Raw genomic sequence first — 24,806 nt, forward strand, 5'->3', positions numbered from 1 at the left:
GCTGCCGGAACGGGTGCAGGCGGTGTTACCGGCTTGGCAGCGGCAGCAACCAGCGCAGCCTCAGCCACCTGCGGCTTGGCGATCTCCGGCTTTGGCGGCGCAACGGGCGCGGGTGTCGCAGCCACCGCGGTCTTCGCCGCCGGTTCGCGCTCCATCAGCGGTGCAGTCGGGGCGGCGGCGGTGGCCTCGGCTGCGGCATTGGCATCCACGCCACCGGGCACCCAGCGCAGCTCGGCGACGCCAGCCGGTTGCGGCGCAGGCGCAGGCTTCTGCGGCGCCTCGCGCAGCAGCCACCAGCAGGCGACGCCGAGATTGAGAATGGCCAGTACGACGATCAGGGCACGGGTGAGCATGCGCGGATACTAGCGCGCGGGCTGGTGCACCGCCCAGCGGGCGAGGCCATCCAGCACCAGCGAGGGGTGGTAATCGGCAGCGGGCAACAACGGCATCAGCGCCGCTGCGCCGCCACCGTGCACCAGCAGCGACGGTGCCACGCCCAGCAGCGTGTGCGCGTGCTGTGCGCTGCGTTCAATCAGCGCCACCGCAGCGCCATCGCAGCCGGAAGCCAGCGCGTCGGCGGTGTCGTTGGCGAACTCGCTGTAGCCGCCACCGGTCGCGGGCAGCTGCACGGCACGGGCGTGCAGTGCTTCGCGCATGGTGGTGGGCGATGCGGAGATGCGGCCACCGTGGTGCTGGCCGTCGGCGTCGAGCAGGTCAATCGTCAGCGCGGTGCCCACGCCGACCACCAGCACCGGGCGTTGTGCCTTTGCGGCAGCCAGCAGGGCCAGGAAGCGGTCGACGCCGAACTTTTCCGGCTTGGCATAGGCAATGCGCACGCCGGCGCATTCGGCGCTGGTGCGCACCACATGCACATGCTCGAAGCGGCGCTGCAGCTGGTCCAGCATCGCGCTGGTCAGCGACGGTGCGGCCACGCTGGCCACGAACGCGGTGCGGCCGCTGGGCAGGCTGTGCGGCGGCTGCCCGGCCATGCCTTCGGCGCCATGCGCCCAGGCCTGTACGTCACCGGCACGGTCACCCTGCAACGGCGCGAACTTGAAGCGCGAGTTGCCAAGGTCGAACAACCAATCGCTCATGCCGCCCTCACGCTGACTTCGCCGGCGTGCAGCAGGCGTTCCTGGCCATCGATGCGTACGCGCAATGCGCCGTCATCGGCCAGGCCAAGCGCAGTACCGTGCTGCCACTGCCCGTCCAGTTCCACGCGCACTTCGCGGCCGGCCAGCATGTCGAACGCAGCGTAGCGCGGCAGGAACGGAGCGAGGCCTTCGCGATCGAATTCTTCCAGCGCCGGCAGCAGACGCGCCAGCACGGCAGCAACCACCCCATTGCGGTCCACCGGCTTGCCGGCCAACGTGTCCAGGTCCACCCACGGCTGGGTGATCTGCTCGCCGAACGACGGCGGCATGTGGGTGTTGATGCCGATGCCGATCACCGCGCGCGCCGGGCCGGCGTATTCGCCACCGCCCTCGGCAAGCAGGCCGACCAGCTTGCGCTTGCCATCGACGATCAGGTCGTTCGGCCACTTCAACTGCGCCTGGGTGTAGCCCAGGTCGTGCAGCGCTTCGGCCACGGCGATGCCGGCCACCAGGCTCAACCCGGCCAGGCGGCCCAGGCCGCCGGAGTACAGGCGCATCACCGACAGGTAGATATGCGCGGCCAACGGCGAGGCCCAGGTGCGGCCACGACGGCCGCGGCCACCGGTCTGGCGTTCGGCCAGCAGCACGCTGACCCCGCGCTGGGGCGCGCTGCACCGCAGCAATTCAGCGTTGGTGGAGTCCACCGTCCAGGCCACCTGCAGGTCGTGCAGCAGGGCCTGGGCATCGGCGGGCAGGCCGGCGCGGATCGCCACCGGGTCCAGCAGGTCGACCGGGCGGGTCAGGCCATAGCCCTCGCCAGCACGGCCCTTGATGTCCACACCTGCGGCCCTAAGCCCTTGAATACGCTTCCAAACAGCCGCCCGGGTCTGGCCCAGCTCTCGGGCCAGGGCGTCGCCGGACAGGCGACCGGCAGCGAGTTTGGCCAGCAATTGGCGATCGTCCACGGCAGCTTCCACGAAGTCAGGAAGGAATTATGCGGGAAAGCCGCCAGCGACGCCTGCCACGCTGGGTTCCGCCGGGGCTTCCAACGGGGCGCCGGGTTCGGGCTAGAATCGGGAACTCACCCTCCCTTAACGTGGATGTCGTCAATGCGCCGTTATGCCCATTGCCTGATCCTGCTGATGATGCCCTTCGCGGCGTCTGCAACGGCAGCGCTGGACGACAGCCGGGGCGCCTGCGTGTCCTCCAACGGTGATGCCGCCTCGCAGCGCGCGCCGACCGCGACCGCCTCGGCTGCGACCACCAAGCCGGCACCGGTACGCCCTGCGGCCGGCAGTGCCACCAGCACCGGGGGCGGCGGCAGCGACGACGACGTGCTGCAGCGCATCCGTGCGCCGAAGTGGCACAGCTACCTGCCGGGAATGTTCCGCTGATCAAGTCGTTGCTGCAGTGGCTGCGGCCCTCGCCGCGGCCGATCGACGATGCGCTTTGGGAAGACGCCTGCCGCCGTGCGGCCTGGCTGCACGGCCTGGACGATGAACGCCGCGCGCGACTGCGCGTGCTGGCCACGCGCTTCCTGCATGAGAAGACCATTACTCCGATCGGTGAGCTGCAGTTGCAGGCCGGCGACGGCGTGCTGCTGGCCGCGCTGTGCTGCCTGCCGCTGCTGGAGTTCGGCGCGGTGGGGCTGGAGGGCTGGTCGCAACTGATCGTCTACCCGGATGCGTTCCGCGTGCACCGCAGCCACATGGATGCGGCCGGCGTGCTGCACGAGTGGGATGACGAGCTGATCGGCGAGTCGTGGGACAGCGGTCCGTTGATCCTGTCCTGGGCCGATGTGCAGGCCGACCTGGCCGCACCGCACGACGGCTACTGCGTGGCGGTGCATGAGATGGTGCACAAGCTCGATGCGCTGGATGGTGCAATGGACGGCACACCGCCGCTGCCGCGGCAATGGCAGCTTGAGTGGGCAGCCACGTTCCAGCGCGCCTACGACGCCTTCTGCGCGCAGGTGGACGCCGGCGAAGAGACCCTGATCGATCCGTATGCGGCCGAGGCGCCGGAGGAGTTCTTCGCGGTGAGCAGCGAGTACCACTTCTCGGCACCGGATCTGCTGCAGCAGGCGTTGCCGGAGGTGGCCGCGCAGCTGCGGCGGTTCTATGGCGAGCCGCCGAAGATCGAAATGCCGTAGTGCCGGCCGCTGGCCGGCAACCTCATGATCTTCGATGGCATTGCTTGGTTGCCGGCCAGCGGCCGGCACTACCGATCAACGAGGTTTACGGCCCCGGCGGCAAGCGCACTTCGAAGCGGGCGCCACCCAGTTCGGCCGAACGGCCCACGCTCAGTTCGCCGCGGTAGTCCTTGATCAGGTCCTGCACGATCGACAGGCCGATGCCGTGGCCCTGCACGCGCTCGTCGCCACGCACGCCACGCTGCAGCACCTTGCCGATGTCATCCGGGGCGATGCCCGGGCCATCGTCGTCCACCGCCAGCAGCAGGCCGGCACGGCGCGCGTTCGGCGCCGGCAGCGGCTGCGCGGTCAGCAGCACGCGGCGGTTGGCCCACTTGAAGGCGTTCTCCAGCAGGTTGCCGAGCAGTTCCTGCAGGTCACCCGGCTCGCCGTGGAAGCGCGCGGCCGGGTCGATATCGAATTCGCACAGCACGCCCTTGGCGGCGTAGACCTTTTCCAGGCCACGCACGATTTCCTCGGCGTTGGACTCGATCGGCAGCGGCGCGGAGAACAGCTTGTGGCCCGACGAGGCCGCGCGTGCCAGCTGGTACGAAACCAGGTTGTTCATGCGCTGCAGCTGCACGTCCAGTTCTTCGCGCAGCGCACCGTCGCCGGCGCCGCTGTCCATCTGCGTGCGCAGTACCGCGATTGGCGTTTTCAGGCTGTGCGCCAGATCGGCAAGGGTATTGCGCTGGCGCTCGAGGTTCTCGCGCTCGCTTTCGATGAAGGCGTTGATGCTGTCGGTCAGCGGTTCCAGCTCGCGCGGGTGGCGCTCGCTCATGCGCTCGGTCTCGCCGCGCTGCACCTTGGTCAGCTCGGTGATCACCCGGCGCAACGGGCGCAGGCTCCACTGCAGGATGACGGTCTGCAGCAGCAGCAGGATCAGGCCGATGCCGCCCAGGTAGAACCAGACGCGGCCACGGAACACGCGCAGCTGCGCACCCAGCGCGCGCGAGTCTTCCATCACGTAGATGGTGTACGGGAATTCGGTGGCGGGGTCGGCGTCGGCGCCCCACACCAGGCCCAGGCCATAGCGGTACACCGAGCCCTGGCTGCCATCGATCTGGATCATCGGCAGCGGACCTTCGAACACTTCCTGGCGCGGCGCCAGCAGGCCGCCACCGACGGTGGGCAGCATCGGGCCTTCGGCGGACATCGAATTGCCCTTGCCGTGCGGCATCACCACCTGCAGGTACAGGCCACTGCCCGGTACGTCGAAGCGCGAATCCGGCGGCTGCTCGCGGATGTACAGCGAGCGGTCGCGGGTGAAGTCGATGCCGGCCGCATAGGAGGTGGCGTAGTTCTTCAGGCGCTCACGCAGGTTCGCCTTCGCCGTATCGGCGAAGGCGGCGTCGAGCGCGTAACCGGCCAGCGCCAGGAACGCGACCAGGCCCACGGACGCGGCGAGCATCTGGCGCGCCTGCAGTGAGCGCGGCCGCCAGCGTCGGAAGAACCACAGACGGCCGGACATCGTGTTATCGCCAGGGTGAGCCGGCTCAGCCCTCGTTGCGCGGGATCGCGAAACGGTAGCCGCGACCGCGCACGGTCTCGATCGGCTTCAGTTCTCCATCCGGGTCCAGCTTCTTGCGCAGGCGGCCGATGAAGACCTCCAGCACGTTGGAGTCGCGGTCGAAGTCCTGCTGGTAGATGTGTTCGGTGAGGTCGGCCTTGGAGACCAGTTCACCGGCATGCATCATCAGGTACTCCAGCACCTTGTACTCGTAGCTGGTCAGGTCGACATTGCTGCCGGCCACGCTGACCGTCTGGGCAGCAAGGTCCAGGGCGACCGGGCCGCATTCCAGGGTCGGCTTGCTCCAGCCGGCGGCGCGGCGCAGCAGCGCGTTGACGCGGGCCAGCAACTCTTCCACGTGGAACGGCTTGACCAGGTAATCGTCGGCGCCCTGCTTCAGGCCCTCGACCTTGTCCTGCCAGCTCGAACGCGCGGTCAGGATCAGTACCGGGAACTTCTTGCCTTCGTCACGCAGGGCCTTGATCAGCTCCATGCCCGACATCTTGGGCAGGCCGAGGTCGATGATGCCGACATCGAACGGAACTTCGCGCCCCATGTAGAGGCCTTCCTCGCCGTCCTGCGCAGCATCGACGGCAAAGCCTTCGCGCTTGAGCCGGGCTGCCAGGGTCTCACGCAGCGGGGCTTCGTCTTCGACCAGAAGGATACGCATGAACTCTCCCTAGTGTCCTGGGTGTGGCCCGGAGGCCTGTGGGGTACGGGTTGATACCGACGACTATCCCTGTTCAGGGGTTATCGCCGCGTAGTGATGACATATCCGACCGCGGCGTGCGCGGCTGTGAACGCGACGGGGCGGGGTCGTCCATGTAGCGGACCCGGCCCCGGTCGTCCATGTACTTCACCCGGTTGATATCACGACCATCGAACGGCACGCGCTCGGCGCCGAGGATGTGGCCGCCGGTGCTGCGCTGCACGCGGCGCACGGCATCGGACAGCGAACGCTCGTCGCCACGGTTGCCGCGCTCTCCCCGATCCATCATTTCCGCCCGTGCCTGCTCGCCGCGCGGCGGCTGTTGCGCCAGCGCCGACGACAGCGGCGCAGCCGACAGCACCACGCAGGTGGCCAGGGCAATGCGGCAATGGAAGGGAGCGGAAGACATCGATGCGATCCTAGCCGAGCACGGCGATTCGTTCAAAAGTCGTAAATCCGGGAGCCGGGTGCGGGACCCGGCCTTTACAATTCCTTTGCAAATTCTTGGTTTGGGGCAGTGAATCCGGTCTGAACTTTTCCGGCCGCAGCCCTGCGATGTTCAGCTAGGTGAACATTCGGGACGAATCGCCGTCCCTTGTCAAGTCAGGAATGTGACTGCGGTCACGCTGCGGCACGATCGGCTTCGCGCTCGGTGACCGACAGCGCCTGCTCGACCAGGCTCCAGTCGGCGCCCGGGCGGTGCGCGCCCTCGCTCAGCACCTGGCGGAACGCGCGGCCACCGGGCTGGCCGTGGAACAGGCCGAGCAGGTGGCGGGTGATGTGCTTCAGTGCCAGACCTTCGCCCAGGCGCGCTTCCACGTAGGGACGCAGCGTGCGCAGCAGGTCACCGCGCGCCTGCAACGGCGCGCCGGTCTGCAGCGCCTCCAGCTGATGCAGCAGGTAGGGGTCGTGGTAGGCCGCGCGGCCCAGCATCACGCCATCGACGTGCGCGGCCTGCGCCTGCACCGCCTCGATGCTGGCCAGGCCGCCATTGAGCACCACCGGCAGCGCCGGGCGCTCCTGCTTCAGGCGGTAGGCCCAGTCGTACTTCAGTGGCGGAACCTCGCGGTTCTCCTTCGGCGACAGGCCCTTCAGCCACGCGTTGCGCGCATGCACCACCACCATTGCGGCACCGGCGGCGACCTGGCGGTCGACGAAGGCGGCGAACACGTCATAGTCGTTGTCCTCGTCCACGCCCAGGCGGCACTTCACCGTCACCGGGATCCCGATCGCGTCGACCATCGCCGCCACGCAGTCGGCTACCAGCGCCGGCTCGCGCATCAGGCAGGCGCCAAAACGCCCGGCCTGCACGCGGTCGGACGGACAGCCGCAGTTGAGGTTGACCTCGTCGTAGCCCCACTCCGCGGCGATGCGCGCGGCCTGCGCCAGCAGCGCCGGGTCGCTGCCCCCCAACTGCAGCGCCAGCGGCTGCTCGCTGCGGTCGAAGCCGAGCAGGCGCTCGCGGTCGCCGTGGATGACCGCGTTGGTGTGCACCATTTCCGTGTACAGGCGCGCACCCGGCGCCAGCACGCGGTGGAACACGCGGCAATGGCGGTCGGTCCAGTCCATCATGGGGGCCACGGAAAGGCGAATATCTTTTAAATTCAAAGTGTTATGCATGTTTCGGCGCATCCTTGGTGCGCTGGGACTCCCTGTAAGTCCCTGTTTTTCCCTGTCGATCCCGGTGTAATGTACCCCTGCTGCACCAAGCAGCGGGGAGTGCACCAAGACATGGCAGTAGTCGAAAAGCGCGGAAAGAAGTGGCGGGCAATGGTCCGCATCAAGCCCCATCCTACCGCCTCGAAGACCTTCAACGGTCGCAAGGCCGCTGAGGATTGGGCTCGCATTACAGAAGACGCCCTTCGAGCTGGCCTGCCTCCCCCGCAGGAGAGCATGACGCTGGAAACCCTCATTGATCGGTACATCAAGGAGATGGACCGGTTCAAACCCATCTCCGCCACCAAGCGCGGGAACCTTCGCAGATGGATTGAAAGCCTGGGCGACCGAGAGGTGTCCACCCTCACCGGGCAGGACATTTTGAACCATATCCGGGCCAGGACGGACCCGTCCGCTGCACTGAATGGCGGCAAGGCCCCGGGACCGGCGACCATGGCAATGGAACTCGGGTTCCTGGCTGAGGCCCTGGCCGCTGCTCGGTCGCTATGGAACATGACCATCCCCGACGTGGTCACTGCCGTCCGGCCAGTACTGCGCCGCGCCGGAGCAATCGCCAAACCAGAGGAGCGCGACCGGCGCCCGACAGCCCAGGAGCTGGACGAGCTTGCCGCCTTTTACAAGTTCAACTTCGGCGCCATCCCGATGCGCGATCTGATCCCGTTCGCCATCGATTCGGCCATGCGCATGGGTGAGATTGTCGCACTGCGCTGGGACGACTACCAAGGCGGCGAGAAGCCGATGATCCTGATCCGGGACAGAAAGGATCCCAAGGACAAGAAGGGCAACCATCAATGGGTCCCACTGCTGGGGCGGACGGCGGCGATCATTGAGAGTCAGCCCCGTATTGGCCCGCTGATCTTCCCCTATAAGGCAGACAGCATCGGTGCATCGTTTCGCCGCGCCTGCAACCGGCTACAGATCGAGAATCTTCACTTCCACGATCTGCGTCACGAGGGAACGTCCAGGCTGTTTGAGCAGGGGTACACCATTCCAGAGGTCGCAATCGTGACCGGCCACAAGGATTGGAAATCGCTGAAGCGCTACACGCAGCTCGCACCAAGTTCGCTACATCGAGATCCCCTTCACCAGCCGCTGCCTCAGTCATTGATACACCGGCCGGCGCCAACTTCTGCCTCGGAGCCCGATATTGATTGACTTCAAGCGAGTGGTAGGAAAGTCGTTCAGAGCGATCGCGTTCAACCGCTGGCGGTCTGTCGCTGCCTGCACTGCATTTTCCGGGGTGTCTTGAACTGCGCTGCCCGGACTCAGGTCTATTTGCTGCTTCGGGCGCGATCTTCACCCTCGGCGTTTTCTTCTGAACATCAAACAGAGCGCGATCTTCCATCGCCAAGCGGCAGACGGGTCTCCTCTTCCGACCCGCGCGAAGTTCTACGCGATAACGAGGGCTTCCACTTTCGCAAGCGAGACCGCCGAGGAAGCAATGGCTACCAAGGTCAGGTCGGTTGAGGCCGACGAGATTTGGGGCTGCGTGATGGTCATCGCAGGCACTGTGCTTTGGGGATATGGCGGTTGGGTCTTCAAAGCCATCACATAGCCGAACCTCACCCCATCCAGCCGAACGGCGGTTTCAGGTCGGCCTTGGCCAGCCGGTTGCCGCGGACCTTCTCCTGCCAGGCCAAGATGGTGGCCACGTCCTCCCGCAGCCTGGCCTCGTGCCTGGTCACCCACAGCTCGGCCCCCGCGCGGCCCTGCTCGTAGCTGCTGCACACGCGGAACGGACCGCCCGGGCCATGCCGGTGCCGGTCCAGCGAGGCAATCCAGATGCCGTCGTTCACCCGACGGATCATGGCCACCACCCACACGCTGTGGCAGGCGATCACCGTCAACGGGTCATCCGGGAGGCTGGCAGACCGGGTCGTCCAGCGAAAGTCAGGGGGGGGGGAGCGTCATGGCCGGCAGCATACGGCCGGCCGTCGCAAAGACCGCGATCGCGTTGGCGACCTGCCTGAATCGTTCGGGGAACGAGTTGTTAAGTGCTGCACCGGCGATTTGACGAAATCGTCAATTTGCCCGAATCGCAGGATAGAGCCTGGCTCGACTCTGTGCCGGCACGGCACTGCTCACGCGCCCCCGGGTTGAGCTGCCATAGGCCCCGGGGTCCGGCAGGGCCAGCATGCTCGTCCCGCCTCGCCTGTGCCATCGGGCAACGGCGTGCCGCAGGATCGGGGGTTCCCTGCGCCGCCAGCCGGCGCTCGTAGAACGGGGGCCGCTTGTCGTCGAAGATCCGATGGAACGCGACCAAACTGAAAAGACCTAGAAGGTGCAGCCCAGACCAGGCCCTGCATTATGAATGCCTCATGAATAATTCACCCGTATCACGTAGGGAAGTTGGGCCCTGACGACGTTTTAGATATCAATAGGCACGTCTCACAACCTAAGAAATCGATCATGAATCGGAAGAATGTGTCCATCACCGCCTTGGCCTTGCTAATAGCAACAACCGCAGCCATTGCCATCATGCTTGGCAATGACTCAAGTAGCGCGAAAAATGCAGCCACCGAAATCGCCAATGCAAATATAGACAGCGACGCGGGCGTGAAACCGACACCGTATGTACAACTCGCCGCCCAAAGAAAGATTGATTCGCGATACGTCACTGCAGCAAACGGAAGAGCTTTCACCTTACAACGACCGCCAATATTTCGCCCCCCAGGCGATGCCCTTGCGTTCGCCAATGGGCTCCTCGCGGCATCAAGGCGCGGCGACGCGACCTCTACGTATGAAATTTTTCTAACGGTTTCAGACTGCCAGAATGCAATGGAGGGCGCCCCTCCCATCGCCAGCAATGAGCCGGAGATGCGAGAATTTTCTCGCCAAGAGATTGATTACTTCAAAACAAAGCTAACTGAATGTGAGAGCCTGCTTGGCGACCCGTCATTCACCTCAAAAAACTGGCTAGATCTTGCCGCAGAGCAAGGATCAATCGAGGCCAAGATAATGTACTCGATCAATCCAGATCACATCCTAGGGAATGTAGACGATTATTCAATGAAGCCAGAAAAGGTTTCAGAATGGAAAGAGAAATCCATCCAGTACCTTGAAGAAGCATCAAAGCAAGGCAGCACCAACGCACTCTTTCAACTATCAAACATCTATGAAAACGGGATCGTGGCATCTGCCGACCCGATCAAGAGCCTGGCATATCAAATTGCCTATGACAACGCCAAATTGGGAAACCCCAACAACCAGAGGCAACTAGATCTAAGAAGATCACTGACACGAGAGCAACAGAACCGCGCCGAGCAATTAAGCAAGGAAATATTCAAAAGCTGCTGCACAAACTAATGGAAATTCCAAATGATTAAATCAGGAAGGGCAAAGGTAGCGTCCCTGTTAATAATTGCAGCAACAATCCCCCTCATGTACTGGGCATTCAATAGAGCGGAAGCCAGAGAGCCCCGCAGAATTGGTCCATATACTTGCGTATCCTGCAACAAGGATTATCCCGTTGCGACGGAGAACGACCTCAGGGAGATAAATTATCAGAATCACTTCCTAAAGACCGACTTCTTTGACGATTCCAAGGGCCCCGCTGATTCCCCTGGTGACGTCATAATTATCTGCAGCTCAATCTGTGTTGACTGGAAGATGACGACGTCCAGATCGTGGGAAGGAACCAATGCGCGCGCGCGGGGGAAATTACCTGGCGGCGCCGGCGGCGGCGGCGGCAGTCGCGGTGGTGGCGGCACTGGTGGAGCTAATCCTGGTAGCGGTTGCTACGGAAACTGCGGCGGTGGCGGCAGCGGAGTCGTAACGATCAAGCCAATTATCCCTGTTCGTCCGAAGTAGCATTCGAAGCACGGACAAGTTCAGGCAAGCGGGAACAACACCTTCCGCTTGCAGTAACGTCAACGCTTAACGGAATGAAAGGAACGATGGCGAAGACGACTTGACCACTTTTGGTTCGCGTTGTCACCTCAAGATTGGCGTGCACAGCGAGTTCCATAGGCTAGTGATCCTAGGTCATCCGTTCGAGCATGCTTCTCAAGCCTTCTCTCACTTTACGGCGATCATGTATGGAATTTGCGATCTTCTGTGTCGCTATCGCGTTCGCAACCGGCATGCTCGGCGCTTCGCCTGGAAAGGCGTTTCTGATGGGATTCAGCGTAGGGTTCGTTTCCGCACTAGTTGCGATCGCCATTGAGCGGAGGCTCAACGATTGGGCTGACCTCTACCCAATCTCCATCTTGGCCCTGCTGTTTGGTGTTGCTACTGCGACCATGGCCTTATCGGTGTCCAAGCTGAAGCGCTGAAGCTCCCTTCCACGCTTTTGGGTTTCTAAAAATTTTGCCCCCGCGATCAGGGGGCTTTTTTTTGTCACCAAATCATGACGTCATCTGGGTGCGCCCATTGCGGCCGCGTGAGGGCTCCCCTCACCCAAACCCCAGCGGCACCTCCGTCAGGTCCACGATGAAGATCGTGGCGTTCTGAAACGCGGCGAGTTGGAAGAGTGGTGAACTCGCCGAGTGACAACGGAAAGGGCCCCCTGCAGCAGGTCTCTCAGAGAACAACGAACGGGCTCGCCGTCTCCAGCGGCAGCTCCGCCTTCTCCGGCCAGGCGAACGTCTCGGGCTGCGGCAACAGCGCGCGCACCTGCTCCCAGGTCTCGATGCCTTCCGGCGGCGCCAGCACGAGCTGCTCCAGCGCCTGGTTCACAGCATCGCGCCAGCCCACCATCGCCCGCGCCTCCGCGCGGTATCGGGCCACGCCGCTGTTGTAGTAGCTGGCGCACGACTCGATGCTGTCGTAGCCACGCTCTACCGCTTCGGCGCGCATCCAAGCGAACGCCTGGTCGCGAATGTAGCGGTAGTGCGCGGGCGTGTGCAGCTCGAAGCCCAAGCCAGGAGATGGCGCCGGCAGCGGCGTGTTCTGCTCCAGCCATTCGGTCGGCCACAGGTAGTGGCCGCGCGGAATGAACGCGCCGGTTTCGACGCAGCGAATCACATCCGGGTCTTCAGTAAGTTGGTACATGATTAAATTTCCGCGTCCGCTGTCCAGTGCCCACCAAGCAAATAAGAATAGAAGGTGGTAAGCCCCGAGCCGAAGTTGAGGTTGACGTGAAACTGCGCGGTATTTACTTCCAGCGCGCTAGCTGCGCCCCGAGACCAGGACGAACCATTGAATAGACCCCAAAATCCGGTGCCTGCCGCTACTGCACTGTTGGTATAAAGAGTGATCGCAGGGTTTGACCGCTTAGCTGCTTTAAAAGTTTGCGCAGTGGAGCGACAAGTACCTGCTGCGATGGCAGTACCTACCGTGTAACCCGATGGTACGTTTCCTGCCGGGGCAGTCTCAACGTCCAAAGATTTTTCGTAGTACCGCTGACACAACGACAGTTCATACCCCCAAGGGCGGAAATCGAACTCCGTGGCCATGTCGCCACTTTCGAACTGTACTTGCGCAAGCTCAAACAGTCCGGTCTGATTGATAAGTTGACCGCCAAACAATTCCGGCCGATTGTCGGTATAGAAGAAACACAACAGCAAGTTGTCATTGGCACCGTAGGTCTTCCCCGCAACACTCGGCACGTCAAACGTTACCGTGTGTTTCTGGAAGGCAGTACCGAGCGTGATTACCGGCCCGTCAACCTGCACAAGGGCTGATCCGCCGGAACCGAACACCTGCTGGATCAGTACGCCTACTTTTTTACCCGCTACTCCGCTACGCATCCAGAATGAAGCTGTCGCCTTACCGCCTGCAAAAGTGCTGACATTCTCAATCCGCTGTCCTACCCACGCGGACGTGGTGCCCGACACGATGTTGAAGCCAAGGAACCGGCGAGCCCAAGGAATTTCTCCGACCGCTGGCGCGCCGATCCCCCAATTGCAAGTTGCGCCGCCTGCTGCTGAGCAGATCCAGCGGTCTGCCGTGTAGGGCGCAGCACTGGTTACGTTGCCGAAGTTCCCGCGTTGGAAGAAATCGAAATTACCGTTGATCAAGCGATTCTTTCCGGGAATACGCGCACCGAGCGCAGTTTCGGCGCTCTGTCGTGCGGCCACTTCTGCTGCGATTGCTTGCAAAAGAGCCGTATCGGCATCAGTGCGCAGCTGCGTCTCCTGCTGCAAGCCCGTTTTCAGGTCGGCCACGTCCTGGCCGATGTTCGATGACCCACCTTCCAGCGCGGAAAGACGCTGTTCGGCGTCCTCGAAGTTGTCGTTGCAGGTCGCAAACGCGGTGAATGCGTCGTCGCCTGGGCGGCCATCCGGCTGGATGGTCGTTTGATCGATGTATTTCTGCGGCATGTGTGTTCTCTGCTGTTGATCGCCCACGGCAAAGCCGGGCCGGACATGCCGACCCGTGCATTGGGCTGTTTCAGTTCTCGACCGAGATGATCGAAAGACTCTGCGTGATGGACTGCTGCTGGAATGAGCCGGACTCGTGCCGCACATCCTGTTCAGTGAAGCTCGTGATCACCGCCCGGTAGGTCATCGTCTGCGCGCTGGTGCTGGTGTCATTCACGGTGAACGATCCGCCCCAGTTGGAGATCGCGCTGTCGGGGCCGTCCATTTCATTAAGGATATTCACCGACCCTGTGACGTTCAGGACCTGCCACAACGATTCAGCGCCCTCCCCCACCCGCCGATAGATCTCCACGCGTGCGGTGTTCTGGCCAGCGCCCGCGACAGAGCCGTCGCTGCCGTAGGTGGTCTTGGTCCGGATATGCCGGCGGGAGAAGCTGACAGTGACGCTCCGCACGCGGCCGTTGGTGGCGAACGGGCCGTTGACCAGCTCCACGCCGACGGTCTGCGTGGTCGTCGTCTGGACTGCGTTGCGCAGGATGCCCGCCGACAGCTGACCACCAAAGTAGGCACTGCCGCTGGCGTCCATCCACATCACCGCGTTGGCCTTCGACGCGGCGCCGGCGCCGACGTTCGGCCCGAAGTAGTCGACCAGGTTGTCGCCGGCGGCGCCGAAGCTGGCGCCGATGATGCGCTGCGCCGCTCCCTTCCATACGCGCAGGTAGCCGTTGCGCCACTCCATGCCCTCGCTGGCACCGTTGGGCGCGAGGATCTCCATGCTGTTGGTCAGGAACCGCAGGCTGACCACGTTGCCGTCGTTGCCCAGCTCCATGCCACCGATCAGTGGCCCATTGCCGGAGTCGGCGATCAGGTGCAGGAATGCCTTGGCCATGACCTGCGCCAAAGCACCTTCGGTCTGGACCACCCGGGCCTCCATGCCCTGGACCACCTGGGCGCTGGCCTTGCCATCTAGCTCAGCCTTCACCGATTGCAGCTGACCAGTGAATGCCTCGATGCCCTGCTCGGTCACGCCGACCCGGGCGCTGATCTCCTCGACGTAGTCCGCTGAGGCTTTCCCGTCCAGTTCGACGCCCAGGTGCTGGATCTGCACCGCCTGGGCGCTCTGCTCCGTGGCGATGACCTCGATGGAGCGTGTCGCCGTGGCCTCAAACTCGCCCAGTTCGGCCCGGACCGACTCCACCTGCTTAGCGACGGCGCGGTCGCCTTGGGCGATCACGGACTGCCAGGTCTTCACGCCCGCGCGCACGTCGCGGTCTCCGGCGTTCCAGTCCCGGTCGCCGGCGTGCTTGTACGTCACCTGCGCTTCCAGCGACGACGTTCTATCGCCGACCGCCCGGATGCCCTCCTCCGTTTCTTCCACACGGGTCGAGACGGCATCCAGCGCTTCCGCAGAGGCCACCTTGCCGTCGCCGGCGGGCATCCTCGCGGACACCCGATCGATCGCCTCAGCGTTGGCGCTGTCGCCGTCTGCGCGCGCTTGGCGCTCCTCGGTGACGCTAGCCTCCGTAGCCACCGTCCCGTCGCCCGTCGGCATCCGCGCCTGGATCACCTCGATGGCGCTGGCGTTGGCCTCATCAGCCGAGACTCGCGCATCGCGCTCCGCAGCAAACAGGCCGCTCGGAACCTGGGACAGGTCGCTGCCCTCGTAGTCGCCCCGCAGCTGCACGGCCAGCGTCTCGCGCTTGCTGGCCTCGGCCACGTCCGCCGCTACGCGGGCGCGGGCTTCCTCCTGGACCAGCGCCACACCGGCACCGGGCGTCGGACGCCCGATGGCCACCCAGTCGGTCATGAAGTAGCTGGAGACGGTCTGGGTCGCGCCGAACTGCAGCCGGATGGCGTCGACCTCACCCGGCCACCAGGCGATATCGGCCACGTCGACCGTGCCGACGCCATTGTCGTCCCACCGCGGCTCCGGGATCGCTGCCCGCTTGTCCACGTCCCATGCCTGGTCGGCCAGCGTGATCCACTGCAGAAAGCCGTCCCACGCGGCATCGCCAACGCGCTTCACCCTCAGCTTGACGAAGCGGTAAGCGCTGCCGTCAACGGCCAGCGCAGCCGGCGATTGAACATACGGGTTCTCGGTGCCATTGGCCGGCCGCAGCCAGCCATCGACCACCGTCGGTGGCGCACCGTTGCCGGTCCACTCCTCCACGGTGGTGTCGAAGTACCAGATGCGCAGGCTGTCGAACTGGGTCCCACTGCCGGCGGCCACCTCGGACAACGCGCGTGACAGCGATTCCACGTCGCTCTGCCGGGTTTGCGTCTCCAGCGTGATGGCAGCCTCGCGCTCGAGGCGCTCATTCAGCAGGCCGTCGACCCGGGCCTGCGCCTCCTGCGCGATCGCCTCCATTGCGTCGGACACCCCACGCTGCCGCAGGTCCGCCTCAGCCAGAAGATCCCGCGCAGCGGCAGCCAGGCCATCGGCCCGCGCGGCCGCTTCTGCGGCATCTGCCTCCATTCGGTCGGCGATCTCCTTCGTGATCCGCTCCGTCTGCTTGATCAGCTCGGCCGTGGTAGGCGGTGGCGTAGCCTCCACCACCGAGCCCGAGCCTGGCCGGCCGCGCACGGTCGGCGTGATCTTGAACCACCACTTGGTGCCGGTGTTGTCGCTGTAGAAGTAGCGCGTGTCGGTGGTCCGATAGATCTCGATCCACGGCCCCTCCGGAGAGGGGCCACGCTCGACCACGTACACGACGCCGGCCAGATCGACAGCCGGCCATTCCAGCAGCACGCCGTCGGCCACCGGGTTGGGGGTCACCCCATCCACCGGTGGCACGCCCGGTGGCCGGTGCACGACCGGGAACCAGTTCGAGTAGCGCGGCGCCGCCGGAGACGGCGACGGCAGCGCGCCCACGCCGATCTCCACCAGCGTGAGTTTCCTTGCTTGCATTGCGGATTACCTCGCGTTGAGTGCCTGACGCAGCGCGTTGCTGCTGGAGGCGCGGACGCCCTGGGTGGTGGTGGACAGCAGCTCGCGCAGCAGCTGGTTCTGCTCGGTGAGCAGCGCATTGCTTTCCTGCACGGCTGCCGTGGTGTGAGACTGCGACTCGTTGTTCACCACCAGGTCGAACACCGCACGGCTGAAGTTGTCCGGCAGGGCCTCGATCGCGTCCGCCAGCTGTCCCATGCTGGTGCCGTCCTCGGTGTTCAGGTCGCCGACCTTCATGCCGTCGATCAGGCCCGTCACTTGGCCGTAGAGGCTGTTGTAGTCCTGGCCGCTGGCATAGAGGTTCCGACCGAAGCCCAGCGCCGCCTGTGCGGCCGCCTGGGCGGCGCTGGTGTCGCCACCGGCCACGGCCCGCTCCAGCTCCTTCATGGCCTCGCCGAGCTTCTGCTGGTCCGTCAGCGGCGACAGGTCGCTGATCGACAGGCCGTACTGCATGGCCTTCTTGTCCTTGTCGATCTGCGCCTGCAGCTTGCCCATGTTCATCGCGCGCAGCGCTTCGATCTTGGCCAGGTCCTCGGCACGTGCACCGGACAACCCCAGGGCCTTGGCGTAGTCGTTGGCCGACTTCACCTGCTGCCAGTAGGTCCGCTCGATGCTCAGGGCCTGCTGCTGGTAGCTGGACAGGTCGCCGGTCATAAGCTGCGTGGAAACGTCCGCCATCAGCGAGGCGTAGTTCCCAAGCAATCCGGTCACCTTCTCTACCTGGGTGGCCAGGTCCGTGCCGGCGACGCTGGCCAGGTCCTGGAAGTAGTCCACCGCCTTGTTGACCTTGTCGACCTCCATCCCGTTGAGGGCGCGGCCCAGCTCGTCGGCATTGCCCACCGCCAGTGCAATCGACGCACTCAGCGCGTTGAACACGTCCGACGCCTCGAAGTAACCGTCCAGCTGGCCTCCGAAGCCGGCAGCCTTCACTGCCTCGGTGAACAGCCGGTCGGTCATGTCACCGAGGTACGCCTCCAGCTGCGCCTTGGCCTCGGCGGAGTCCGCCGACAGCTGCAGCTTGCCCAGGCTCACCCGCACCCCACCCAGCTGCTGCGTCAGGTCGACGCCCAACTGCTTGGCAAGGCCGGTTGCCGCACCGCGAACCTGACGCGCGGCCATGTCGAACGTGCGATCGATCCCGGGATCAACGGCGCCGTACTGCGTCCACTTCTTGTCGGACCGGAAGAAGCCGCCCTTCTGCTTGATATCGGCGTAGGTCTGGCCGTCGAAGCCACCGAACCCATACGAGCCGGTCAGGCCCTGGCCGGTGATCTTCGGCGCGCCGCGACCGAACAGCTTGGCGTGGATGCTCGACCCGGACAGGATCGATGCGACTTTGTCGTTGAAACCCAGCCCGCGGAACGTCTTGTCGGCGAGGCCCACCGCGCCGGCGGTGGCAATCTTGCCGGCCCAGCTCTCCCCGTTGGCGATGTTCCAGCCCTGATCGAACAGCTCGGCGTTCTTCATCATGCCGGCCACGATCCAGCCGATGATCGGGACCGCTGCAGCAGCGGATCCGGCCGCACCGGCACCGGCAGCAGCGGAAGAACCACCCGCTGCGGCAGCGCCGCCACCGGTGAGGGCGGCAACGTTGTTCCCGAACCCCAGCAGACTGCCGGCGCTGGCGCCGCTGCTCGCCGCACTTGCGCCCGCACTGAACAGCCCCTGGCCCTTGGACAGCAGCCCGGCGATGGTCCCCAGGTTCTGACCGCCGCCGGCAGCGCCGTTGCCACCGAACAGCCCCATGATGCTCTGAAGGCTCAGGCCACCGCCTTGGCCGTTCATCCCGTTGAGGATCTGCGTCTGGATCGGGATCACGATCTTCTGCTGCAGGAACTCGCGGGCCAGGTCACGCAGCCCGCGCTTGGCGGCATCCTTCAGGTCGTCCCACAGGTTGTCGAAGTCGCGCATGCCGCCGGCAACGAAGTCGGCCATGGCGTCGGCGGCATCGCCCACGCCGTTGACGACCACGCCGGCCCACGCTTCAACGTTGGCAGCGGCCTCCTCCACGCGCAGCGACAGATCGGCCGATGCTCGGGCCGCGTCCAGCATGGACTGCTCGTACTGCTCGTAGCTCGCCGCCCCCTTGGACAGCGCCAGCGCTTCCTTGCCGCCAGCGGCCTCCACCGCCTTCTGCAGCTCCTGCCGCATGTCCCGCTCGTTCATCATCTCGCGCCGCGACAGCTCGCGCGCACGGCCGACCTTGCCGAGCATGGCGACCTCGGCATCCATCGTCGCAAGCAGCGCCTCGGGACTGGCCAGCGCCTTCTTGATCTCCGCGCTGGACTGCTCCAACGCCTTCTGCGACTCCAGGACCAGCGTGTTGTACGCGGCCCGCTCGATGCGCCCTTCCTTCAGCGCTTCCTTCAGCTTGTCTTCGAGCTGCTTCTGTCGCTCGGTGGCCTCGGCTAGCGGCCCGGCCATCGTAGCCGCGGCCATTGCAGCCTGTTCGTTGTAGCGCTTGATCGCTTCTGCATCTGCCTTGCGATCCTTGGCGCCGGCGCGCTCGGCGGCTGCCGACGCCTTGCGCGACTCCGTGAAGTTCTTCTGCGCAGCGGCCAGCTCCGTCTGGAGCCGGATGTACTGTGCGCCCTGCTCGATGTACTGCTTGACCTTGGGGTCATCTCGCTTGGAGAAGTCGACGCCGCTGGCTTGGGCCTCCTTGAACCAGTCATTTACGTCCAGCTTTGCGACCTCGGCCGCGCTCTTGCCGACGCGGGCGAGCTGGCCCGGCAGCGACTGCATTGCCGACGCGATGCGCTTGCCCGCGGCGCCTGCCGAGTCGCCCAGAACGTTGAACGAACCTGACAGGGCATCAGTTGCGCTCTTCGCTTGGCTACTGCTGCCCGTAAAGGCGTCGAGGATCGCACGCTTACGATCCACCTCCCTGCCAGCAGTCGCCGCGGCAGCGGTTTCTTCCGTGAGGCTCTTGGCCACGGTGGCAGCAGCTGGCGAGCCAGCGATCATTGCTCGCCATGCCGCCTCCAGACCGTTGGAGAACTCATCGGCGCCAATCTTGCCGGCCTTAAAGGCGGCATCCAGCCGCTGCGTTTCTTGGATGAACTCTGAAGCCTGGCTTGCGGTGGCAAAGTTCGTCGCCGCAGCGACCATCTCCGTAATCGAGCTGGTGATCGTCCGGTAGTTCTCATCGATCTCCTTCTGCAGGCGAAGGATCTCACCAGCCTGCATCTGGGCGTTGAGGGTCTTGAACTTCTCGATGGCGGTATCTGCTGCGCCACTGAAATCGATCAGCGCAACCGATGCGGTCGCGGTGTTGTCGCGGAAGATCAGCCACCCGGCGGCTGCGGTCGCCAGCATCGTGACGATACCTGCCGGCCCTCCAAGCATTGCGAGCGTCGATGCACCTGCACGGGCAACCCACCCAGCATTCGCCGCAGCGGCCTGTCCCTGTGCCTGGGCAAGCAGGAGGACGGCCTGCCGATGCTCCAGCGTCGCGGCAGCGGCTTTGGAACTGACAGAAACGCTTCCGCCGATCGCAGCAGCGCGACGAACCTCTGCCTGAGCATCAAGCATGGCCGCACGGGTCCGTAGCTCAAGCTGCTGAGCCGCGGCGACGTTCTGCGCGGCGGCCGCACGATCTGCTGCCATCCCTGCATTTGCTGCAGCGACCCGCGCCAACAGAGCCTTGAGTAGTGGGCCAGAAGCCACCGCAGCACCGGCAACCGCCACCATCTCCAGGTTGTTGGCAAGCGCCCCGATGCCAGCAGACAACGCTTGGGATGCCCCAGTTGCCTCATCTGCCCTGCCGATCATCTCGGTCAGGTTGGTGTTGAGGTTGGTAATCGACTGCGAGACACGAACTTGCATCTTTCCGAACGAGTCATCAACTCCGTCTGACATTTTCAGCAGAGCGTTGACAATCTGATCGGCCGCGACACCGCCATCCACCACGAACTTGCGGAGACTGCCTCGGGCAATGCCCATGCCGTCTTCGATGGTCTGCACCAACTTGGATGCGCCGTCGACCATCGAGTTGAACTCTTCGGCGCGCAGCGTACCTGCCGCCAGGGCCTGGCCAAACTGAGTAAGCGCGCCCTCCGACGCAGCCGCGCTACTGCCGGACATGGCAATCGTCTTGTTTACCGTCTCCACGATCCGGGCTGTCTGCGCGCCTGTTACGCCTAGCCGATCCTGGACCATTGCCAGGTTCTGATAGAGGCTCGCCGTGGCGTCCAATGGCTGATAGGTCGCCTTGGCGATCCTGACCACATCCTGCTGGGCCGCAACAAACTCGGCCTGCGAGGCGGTGACCAAGCGGATGCGGTTGCTCATCCCGGTCCATTCGTCAGCCCGGCCGACTGTCGCCTTGACGGCGGCCAGGGCCGAGCCCATGCCAACCGCCTCAAGTGTCACGCGACGGAACCCTGCCGCCACGTCATCGGCACCGCGGCGCGCGGCATCAGACATGGCCGACTGGATGCTCGACATGTCGCGCTGAACGACTCGTGCCGCTTTGCCGCTGTCCCGTTCGAACGATCCGGACTTCAACAGAAGATCGACAGTGAGGGTGTACAGACTCATGATTTCGTCCATAAAAAAGGCCCGCACTGGGCGGGCCTCGGGCTACAGGTTTTCGGGCGTTGCGCCCGATCTCTACTCAACTTCGACTTTCTTCCCGATACGCTCAAGCCAGCAGAGGGCGGTGCCCAATCGGTAAACGGCCCATGACATGGCAAGAGCCCATCCGGTGCTCAGCACCACCGCGAACACGTTGAGCAGATTCCAGTCGTGGGAAACCCCGCCCCACGAGGCAATGCGCGGCACACGCCCAAAGGCGAACACGCCAACCACTCCCGCAACCAGCGATAGCAACACCATCAATCGGCCCACGTCCTCCAGCGCAGATCCAGCCTTGGCCGGCAACTTTTCTGGCCGGGGACCCCCGTCCGGAACATCGACTTTGCTCGTATGTTCAATCATTTCCGCTCCCTGCTCGTTGAGTTCGGGATTGTGCCAGCGGGGAGCCTGCACAACAAAATCAGGCCGGGATTTCCTCAAATTCCATGTATCCGGTGAAGTACTGCCGGCTGATGTTCTCCGCCGATGGCAGCTGTGTCGGGTAGCCGTAGAGCGCCGACCGCGCCGCCAGCAGTGGGTCGAACACCTTGCTGGCCATGTCCCGGTACTGCGGCACAACGCAGGAGCGCCGGCGTCCCGCGATCGCTGCCGCCACCGTCTCCCAATCGGTCCCGCCCAGTCCACCGCCGCGCACGGCAGCTGTCGCCCGGCCGGACAAGGTGCAGGTCAGCCGGCGGTACAGAGGCCCAGGAACCGTGTTGACCTGCCCACCCTTGGTGCGGGTGTGCACGCTGGTGTCGATCGTGGCCACCGCCCAGCCGTCGCTGATGCCCACCTCGACTGCGCGGAAGATCGCGATCTCGCCCACGTCCACGTTCGTGGCAGTTGTGGCGATCTCGACGGACACTGTCGAGACGAGGGCGCCGGCCTGCGGAAACAGCCACGCGCAGACACTACCGTCGGGCAGCCGCACCGTGGCGGTGCTGGCGCCGGCCGCGCTCACCTGCACGCCGGGCGGGATGTTGAGGCCGAGAACCGCGATGATCCCCGGCACAACAGCCTCGGCCAGGGTGATCGTGATCGCCAACGAGCCGGTGCGCCGGATGCGCGACGAGCGCCCAGGCTTGCCATCGAAGAGCGCCGAGCCCTGGTCGGCCGACAGCCACGTTCCGCCGGTGAGGGTGGCCGTCTCCACCGCCGGCATGCCATATCCAATCAACACGTCATCATCCCCACAGGGTAAGTACCACGTCCCCCGTGGCAGGGTTGCGCTCTACGCGCCGCACCAGCACCGGCTTGCCATCGGCCAGGCCGTAGCGGCTGTAGGTCAGCCGGCCGATCTGACCAGGGAGCGGGGCCATGTCCTGATCACCGCGAATGGCGACCTGGTAGAAGAACCGCTGTCGCTCGTACATCGCCACGACGCGGTTGATCTCGGCCTGCGCGTCGGCGGCATGCCAGAACAGCGAAATGACCGGATCGGCAGCATCGGCGCGGCGGTAGTGTGCGTCCAGTGCGCCCGCAGCGAACACCTGACCTCGGTAGAGGCCCGTCAGCTCGTCGCGGCGGCTCTGCGGCACGTCCACCACGTCGGTGACCAGGTCGGAGGCACCGAGGGCCTGCGCGTTCGGACGGTAGGCCATGCGCCGGGTCAGGTTGGGCGCGTCGTCCGGGACGCCGATCAGGTCGCTGGCCATGTCGGCTTCCGAGATCTCAAACGCCGGCTGCCCCTGGTAGGTCTCCGGCGCAACCACCTGCACGAAGCGCAGCACACCGGTGGGATCCTGGTAGCACCCGACTCCGTAGCTGGGCAGCATCGCGTTCAGGGCATCCCTGCCCGTGATGGCTGCTCCGGCGTAGTAGCCGATGCCGGCGTAGCCGGTTGCAGCGTCCACGGCTGCGCAGTCCGCTGCCGACCACGCCCCTGCCCCGAGACGAGCCATCACGTCGCCCACGGCCTGCTCCAGGCGCGCCGGGGCCATGCCGGGGCCGATGCTCGAACCGTCGACCACCACTGGAGTGACGGGTGGAGACTTCAGCAGCAGCTGCTGGCCGTCCGGCGCCATGCTGAAGGTGCCGTCTTCCATCAGATCGCCGCGGTCCATCACAGCGTTTACGTGCACCGGGCTGTCGGCCAGGAACATCGCTGTCGCGTCCGAATTGGCGCCGGCTGCCGGCACGCTGGCCACCGCACCGATCACTACCGGCTGCGGCTTCCAAGCCAGCGAGGTGATGTTGGGCAGGAACACGCCCCGGTTGATGGTCTGGCCCAGGTAGTCGTGCGCATCGCGCAGGTGCAAGGTCTTGCTGCCGTCATCGTTCACCTCGATCTGATCGATGACGCAGCGAAATACCGGAGCGGCGTCGGCCAGCATGCCGCCGTCGTTCACCTGCAGGATGCGCACCGCAGCGCCGGAGGCGCCGGACAAAGCCAGGTCATCCAGCAGCCCCTCGGCGTCAGCGACCACGCACTCCGCCGCTGCCGTCTGCGACACCGGATCGCCGCCCCACGGCCAGAAGCTCAGCTCCTGGACGAGGTTGACGCCTTCGGCGACCAGCCCTTCGTACCGGGCATTGGCCGGGCTATCGCCTGGAGCGGAGAGCCAGTCATCGTCGGCCAGCCGCGTGGTCGGCGCTTGGGCCTGGTCCAGCTTCCAACCGGCAACAGCGGCATCGCTGCGGGCGCCCCACTGCCCAGCGTTCACGGCCAGGCACAGCCCACCGGCCTTCGTCGCAGCCAGTGCGGCGGCGAAGTGGAGCGGGCCGGACAGCAGCAGATCGCGCTGGTGGACCAGCGCGCCGTTGAGGTACAGGTGGAGCCTGGAGGTACTCCCGAAGGAGACCCGCATCCCGACGATATCGCCCAACGCGACCACGGGCAGGCCGGTTGCGATCGCGCCGATGCCCTGGATCAGGCGACCGGTGGCCAGTTCCCAGCCGATACCCTCCCCGTTCGCGCCCGGCGCTTGGCTGAGGGGCGCTGCTGCCGTGACAAAGCCCACGACGGCCGAGAGGTCGTCATCGCCCCACAGCGCGAACTCGACGCCGACAACGCCGGCGCTGAGGGCAAAGTCGGACCGGGCGCAGCGGTTAAGGTCGGCTGCGGCCGTCGTGGCAAGAGTGAGCCCACCGTCGCGCGCAGCGAGCAGCGGGCCGATCGGGAGGGCGGCAAAGCGCCCAAAGGTGTCGGTCATGGCTATCCCAGTCGATCGAACCAGTCCTGTGCCTCGTCCTCCTCGGACCGTGGCACAAGGGTTTCCAGGTACTCCTGAAAGGAGCGCTTGGTGCCGCCTTGGCTGTGTGAGGCGGTGATGTACGCGGCGAAGGCAGCGGGCTTGATGTGCAGGCTTACGGGGTCGATGGGATTCCGCTTATGGAACTCCCACCATTCGAGGAACTCCCGACGCGACATGCTCGCCTGCAGCTCCGACACCGTGCGATGCAGGTGGCCGGCGAGGACCTTCCAGAACCAGTCCTCGCCGCGCTGCCTTAGCCGTTTCCCGCGTCGGCCTGGGCTTGGGCAGCATCCTCGCCGAAGCCGGAATGCTTCATGGCCACGCGCTGCAGCTCAGCGGCCACCAGGGGCTTGAGCTGGGCGGCCTGCTCCACGTTCATGACGGGCTTGCCGTCCTCGTCGCAGATGGTCGCTGCGATCAGCTTGGCGCGATCGCCTTCGCCCCACAGCTTGCGGAACTCCGCGTCCGGCAGCTCGCGCACGTGGAACCGTGCCTTGGCACCGTTGGGCAAGGTGATCGTGTCGGCACGAACGTCCTTGGAGGCGAACATGCCCAGGTTGGTGAACGACTGCAGGATGCTCACGGGCTGCTGCGGCTGGGTTTGGGTGGTTTCGCTGGTCTTGCTCATTGGCCGTTTCCT

21 protein-coding genes and 1 pseudogene are annotated in these 24,806 nt (G+C 65.0%); 5 read left to right on the top strand and 17 right to left on the bottom strand.

Annotated elements, in window-relative coordinates; translation table 11 throughout:
* From N5E02_RS03835 to birA, 3 genes and pseudogenes are all read right to left on the bottom strand, one after another.
* Positions 1 to 353 (bottom strand): annotated as a pseudogene (locus tag N5E02_RS03835) (SPOR domain-containing protein); the annotation flags it as partial.
* A 9-nt stretch (positions 354 to 362) separates the two neighbouring features.
* Positions 363 to 1,094, bottom strand: coding sequence for a type III pantothenate kinase (locus N5E02_RS03840; protein WP_065185599.1), 732 nt, complete (start codon positions 1,092 to 1,094; stop codon positions 363 to 365).
* Positions 1,091 to 2,059 carry a bifunctional biotin--[acetyl-CoA-carboxylase] ligase/biotin operon repressor BirA gene (gene birA / locus N5E02_RS03845; protein ID WP_065179623.1) on the bottom strand — a complete coding sequence of 323 codons (969 nt, stop codon included), beginning with the start codon at positions 2,057 to 2,059 and terminating at the stop codon, positions 1,091 to 1,093. The genes N5E02_RS03840 and birA overlap by 4 nt, the downstream gene beginning before the upstream one ends.
* Positions 2,060 to 2,203: 144 nt before the next feature.
* Between birA and N5E02_RS03850 the strand changes: the two genes are divergently transcribed.
* Both N5E02_RS03850 and N5E02_RS03855 read left to right on the top strand, forming a co-directional pair.
* The gene (locus tag N5E02_RS03850) at positions 2,204 to 2,488 is read left to right on the top strand and encodes a hypothetical protein (protein ID WP_049412595.1); all 285 of its coding nucleotides are present in this window, start codon (positions 2,204 to 2,206) and stop codon (positions 2,486 to 2,488) included.
* Complete coding sequence (locus tag N5E02_RS03855) at positions 2,455 to 3,246, top strand: M90 family metallopeptidase (RefSeq protein ID WP_204325516.1); 792 nt, start codon at positions 2,455 to 2,457, stop codon at positions 3,244 to 3,246. The genes N5E02_RS03850 and N5E02_RS03855 overlap by 34 nt, the downstream gene beginning before the upstream one ends.
* Before the next feature lie 85 nt (positions 3,247 to 3,331).
* Here N5E02_RS03855 and N5E02_RS03860 read toward each other — a convergent pair whose 3' ends face one another.
* The 4 genes from N5E02_RS03860 to dusA all read right to left on the bottom strand — a co-directional run bounded on the left by N5E02_RS03860 (position 3,332) and on the right by dusA (position 7,124).
* Positions 3,332 to 4,756, bottom strand: a complete 1,425-nt coding sequence (locus N5E02_RS03860) for a sensor histidine kinase (RefSeq protein ID WP_065185596.1) — start codon at positions 4,754 to 4,756, stop codon at positions 3,332 to 3,334.
* A 25-nt stretch (positions 4,757 to 4,781) separates the two neighbouring features.
* Complete coding sequence (locus N5E02_RS03865) at positions 4,782 to 5,465, bottom strand: response regulator transcription factor (RefSeq protein WP_004136763.1); 684 nt, start codon at positions 5,463 to 5,465, stop codon at positions 4,782 to 4,784.
* Positions 5,466 to 5,538: 73 nt separating this feature from the next.
* Positions 5,539 to 5,913 carry a hypothetical protein gene (locus tag N5E02_RS03870; protein ID WP_005420623.1) on the bottom strand — a complete coding sequence of 125 codons (375 nt, stop codon included), beginning with the start codon at positions 5,911 to 5,913 and terminating at the stop codon, positions 5,539 to 5,541.
* A gap of 212 nt (positions 5,914 to 6,125) precedes the next feature.
* Positions 6,126 to 7,124: a tRNA dihydrouridine(20/20a) synthase DusA gene (dusA, locus tag N5E02_RS03875; RefSeq protein WP_279945847.1), complete on the bottom strand. Its 999-nt coding sequence runs from the start codon at positions 7,122 to 7,124 to the stop codon at positions 6,126 to 6,128.
* A gap of 111 nt (positions 7,125 to 7,235) precedes the next feature.
* Between dusA and N5E02_RS03880 the strand changes: the two genes are divergently transcribed.
* Complete coding sequence (locus tag N5E02_RS03880) at positions 7,236 to 8,336, top strand: site-specific integrase (RefSeq protein WP_279945848.1); 1,101 nt, start codon at positions 7,236 to 7,238, stop codon at positions 8,334 to 8,336.
* A gap of 407 nt (positions 8,337 to 8,743) precedes the next feature.
* Here N5E02_RS03880 and N5E02_RS03885 read toward each other — a convergent pair whose 3' ends face one another.
* Positions 8,744 to 9,028 carry a hypothetical protein gene (locus N5E02_RS03885; RefSeq protein WP_238379407.1) on the bottom strand — a complete coding sequence of 95 codons (285 nt, stop codon included), beginning with the start codon at positions 9,026 to 9,028 and terminating at the stop codon, positions 8,744 to 8,746.
* 562 nt (positions 9,029 to 9,590) lie between these two features.
* Here N5E02_RS03885 and N5E02_RS03890 point away from each other — a divergent pair.
* Positions 9,591 to 10,487, top strand: coding sequence for a sel1 repeat family protein (locus N5E02_RS03890; protein WP_146260251.1), 897 nt, complete (start codon positions 9,591 to 9,593; stop codon positions 10,485 to 10,487).
* A 731-nt stretch (positions 10,488 to 11,218) separates the two neighbouring features.
* The gene (locus tag N5E02_RS03895; protein ID WP_279945849.1) at positions 11,219 to 11,455 is read left to right on the top strand and encodes a hypothetical protein; all 237 of its coding nucleotides are present in this window, start codon (positions 11,219 to 11,221) and stop codon (positions 11,453 to 11,455) included.
* 247 nt (positions 11,456 to 11,702) lie between these two features.
* On the opposite strand, the gene N5E02_RS03900 is transcribed toward N5E02_RS03895, so the two are convergent.
* The 9 genes from N5E02_RS03900 to N5E02_RS03940 all read right to left on the bottom strand — a co-directional run bounded on the left by N5E02_RS03900 (position 11,703) and on the right by N5E02_RS03940 (position 24,794).
* Positions 11,703 to 12,173, bottom strand: coding sequence for a hypothetical protein (locus tag N5E02_RS03900; protein WP_279945850.1), 471 nt, complete (start codon positions 12,171 to 12,173; stop codon positions 11,703 to 11,705).
* A 2-nt stretch (positions 12,174 to 12,175) separates the two neighbouring features.
* A complete protein-coding gene (locus tag N5E02_RS03905; protein WP_279945851.1) occupies positions 12,176 to 13,444 on the bottom strand; it encodes a hypothetical protein in 1,269 nt (422 codons plus the stop codon).
* Positions 13,445 to 13,514: 70 nt separating this feature from the next.
* On the bottom strand, positions 13,515 to 16,328 hold the full coding sequence (locus N5E02_RS03910) for a hypothetical protein (protein ID WP_279945852.1): 2,814 nt from the start codon (positions 16,326 to 16,328) through the stop codon (positions 13,515 to 13,517).
* A gap of 30 nt (positions 16,329 to 16,358) precedes the next feature.
* Positions 16,359 to 20,933, bottom strand: a complete 4,575-nt coding sequence (locus N5E02_RS03915; RefSeq protein ID WP_279945853.1) for a tape measure protein — start codon at positions 20,931 to 20,933, stop codon at positions 16,359 to 16,361.
* Between the two features lie 72 nt (positions 20,934 to 21,005).
* Entirely contained in the window at positions 21,006 to 21,332 is a 327-nt protein-coding gene (locus N5E02_RS03920) for a hypothetical protein (protein ID WP_262233172.1), read from the bottom strand.
* A gap of 58 nt (positions 21,333 to 21,390) precedes the next feature.
* On the bottom strand, positions 21,391 to 22,152 hold the full coding sequence (locus N5E02_RS03925) for a hypothetical protein (protein WP_279945854.1): 762 nt from the start codon (positions 22,150 to 22,152) through the stop codon (positions 21,391 to 21,393).
* 4 nt (positions 22,153 to 22,156) lie between these two features.
* Positions 22,157 to 24,124: a hypothetical protein gene (locus N5E02_RS03930; protein ID WP_279945855.1), complete on the bottom strand. Its 1,968-nt coding sequence runs from the start codon at positions 24,122 to 24,124 to the stop codon at positions 22,157 to 22,159.
* Between the two features lie 2 nt (positions 24,125 to 24,126).
* On the bottom strand, positions 24,127 to 24,363 hold the full coding sequence (locus N5E02_RS03935; RefSeq protein ID WP_231109155.1) for a hypothetical protein: 237 nt from the start codon (positions 24,361 to 24,363) through the stop codon (positions 24,127 to 24,129).
* 56 nt (positions 24,364 to 24,419) lie between these two features.
* The gene (locus N5E02_RS03940; protein ID WP_279945856.1) at positions 24,420 to 24,794 is read right to left on the bottom strand and encodes a hypothetical protein; all 375 of its coding nucleotides are present in this window, start codon (positions 24,792 to 24,794) and stop codon (positions 24,420 to 24,422) included.
* Between the last annotated feature and the right edge of the window lie 12 nt (positions 24,795 to 24,806).

This window comes from Stenotrophomonas sp. GD03777 (assembly GCF_029842485.1).
GTDB classification, from domain to species: domain Bacteria; phylum Pseudomonadota; class Gammaproteobacteria; order Xanthomonadales; family Xanthomonadaceae; genus Stenotrophomonas; species Stenotrophomonas sepilia.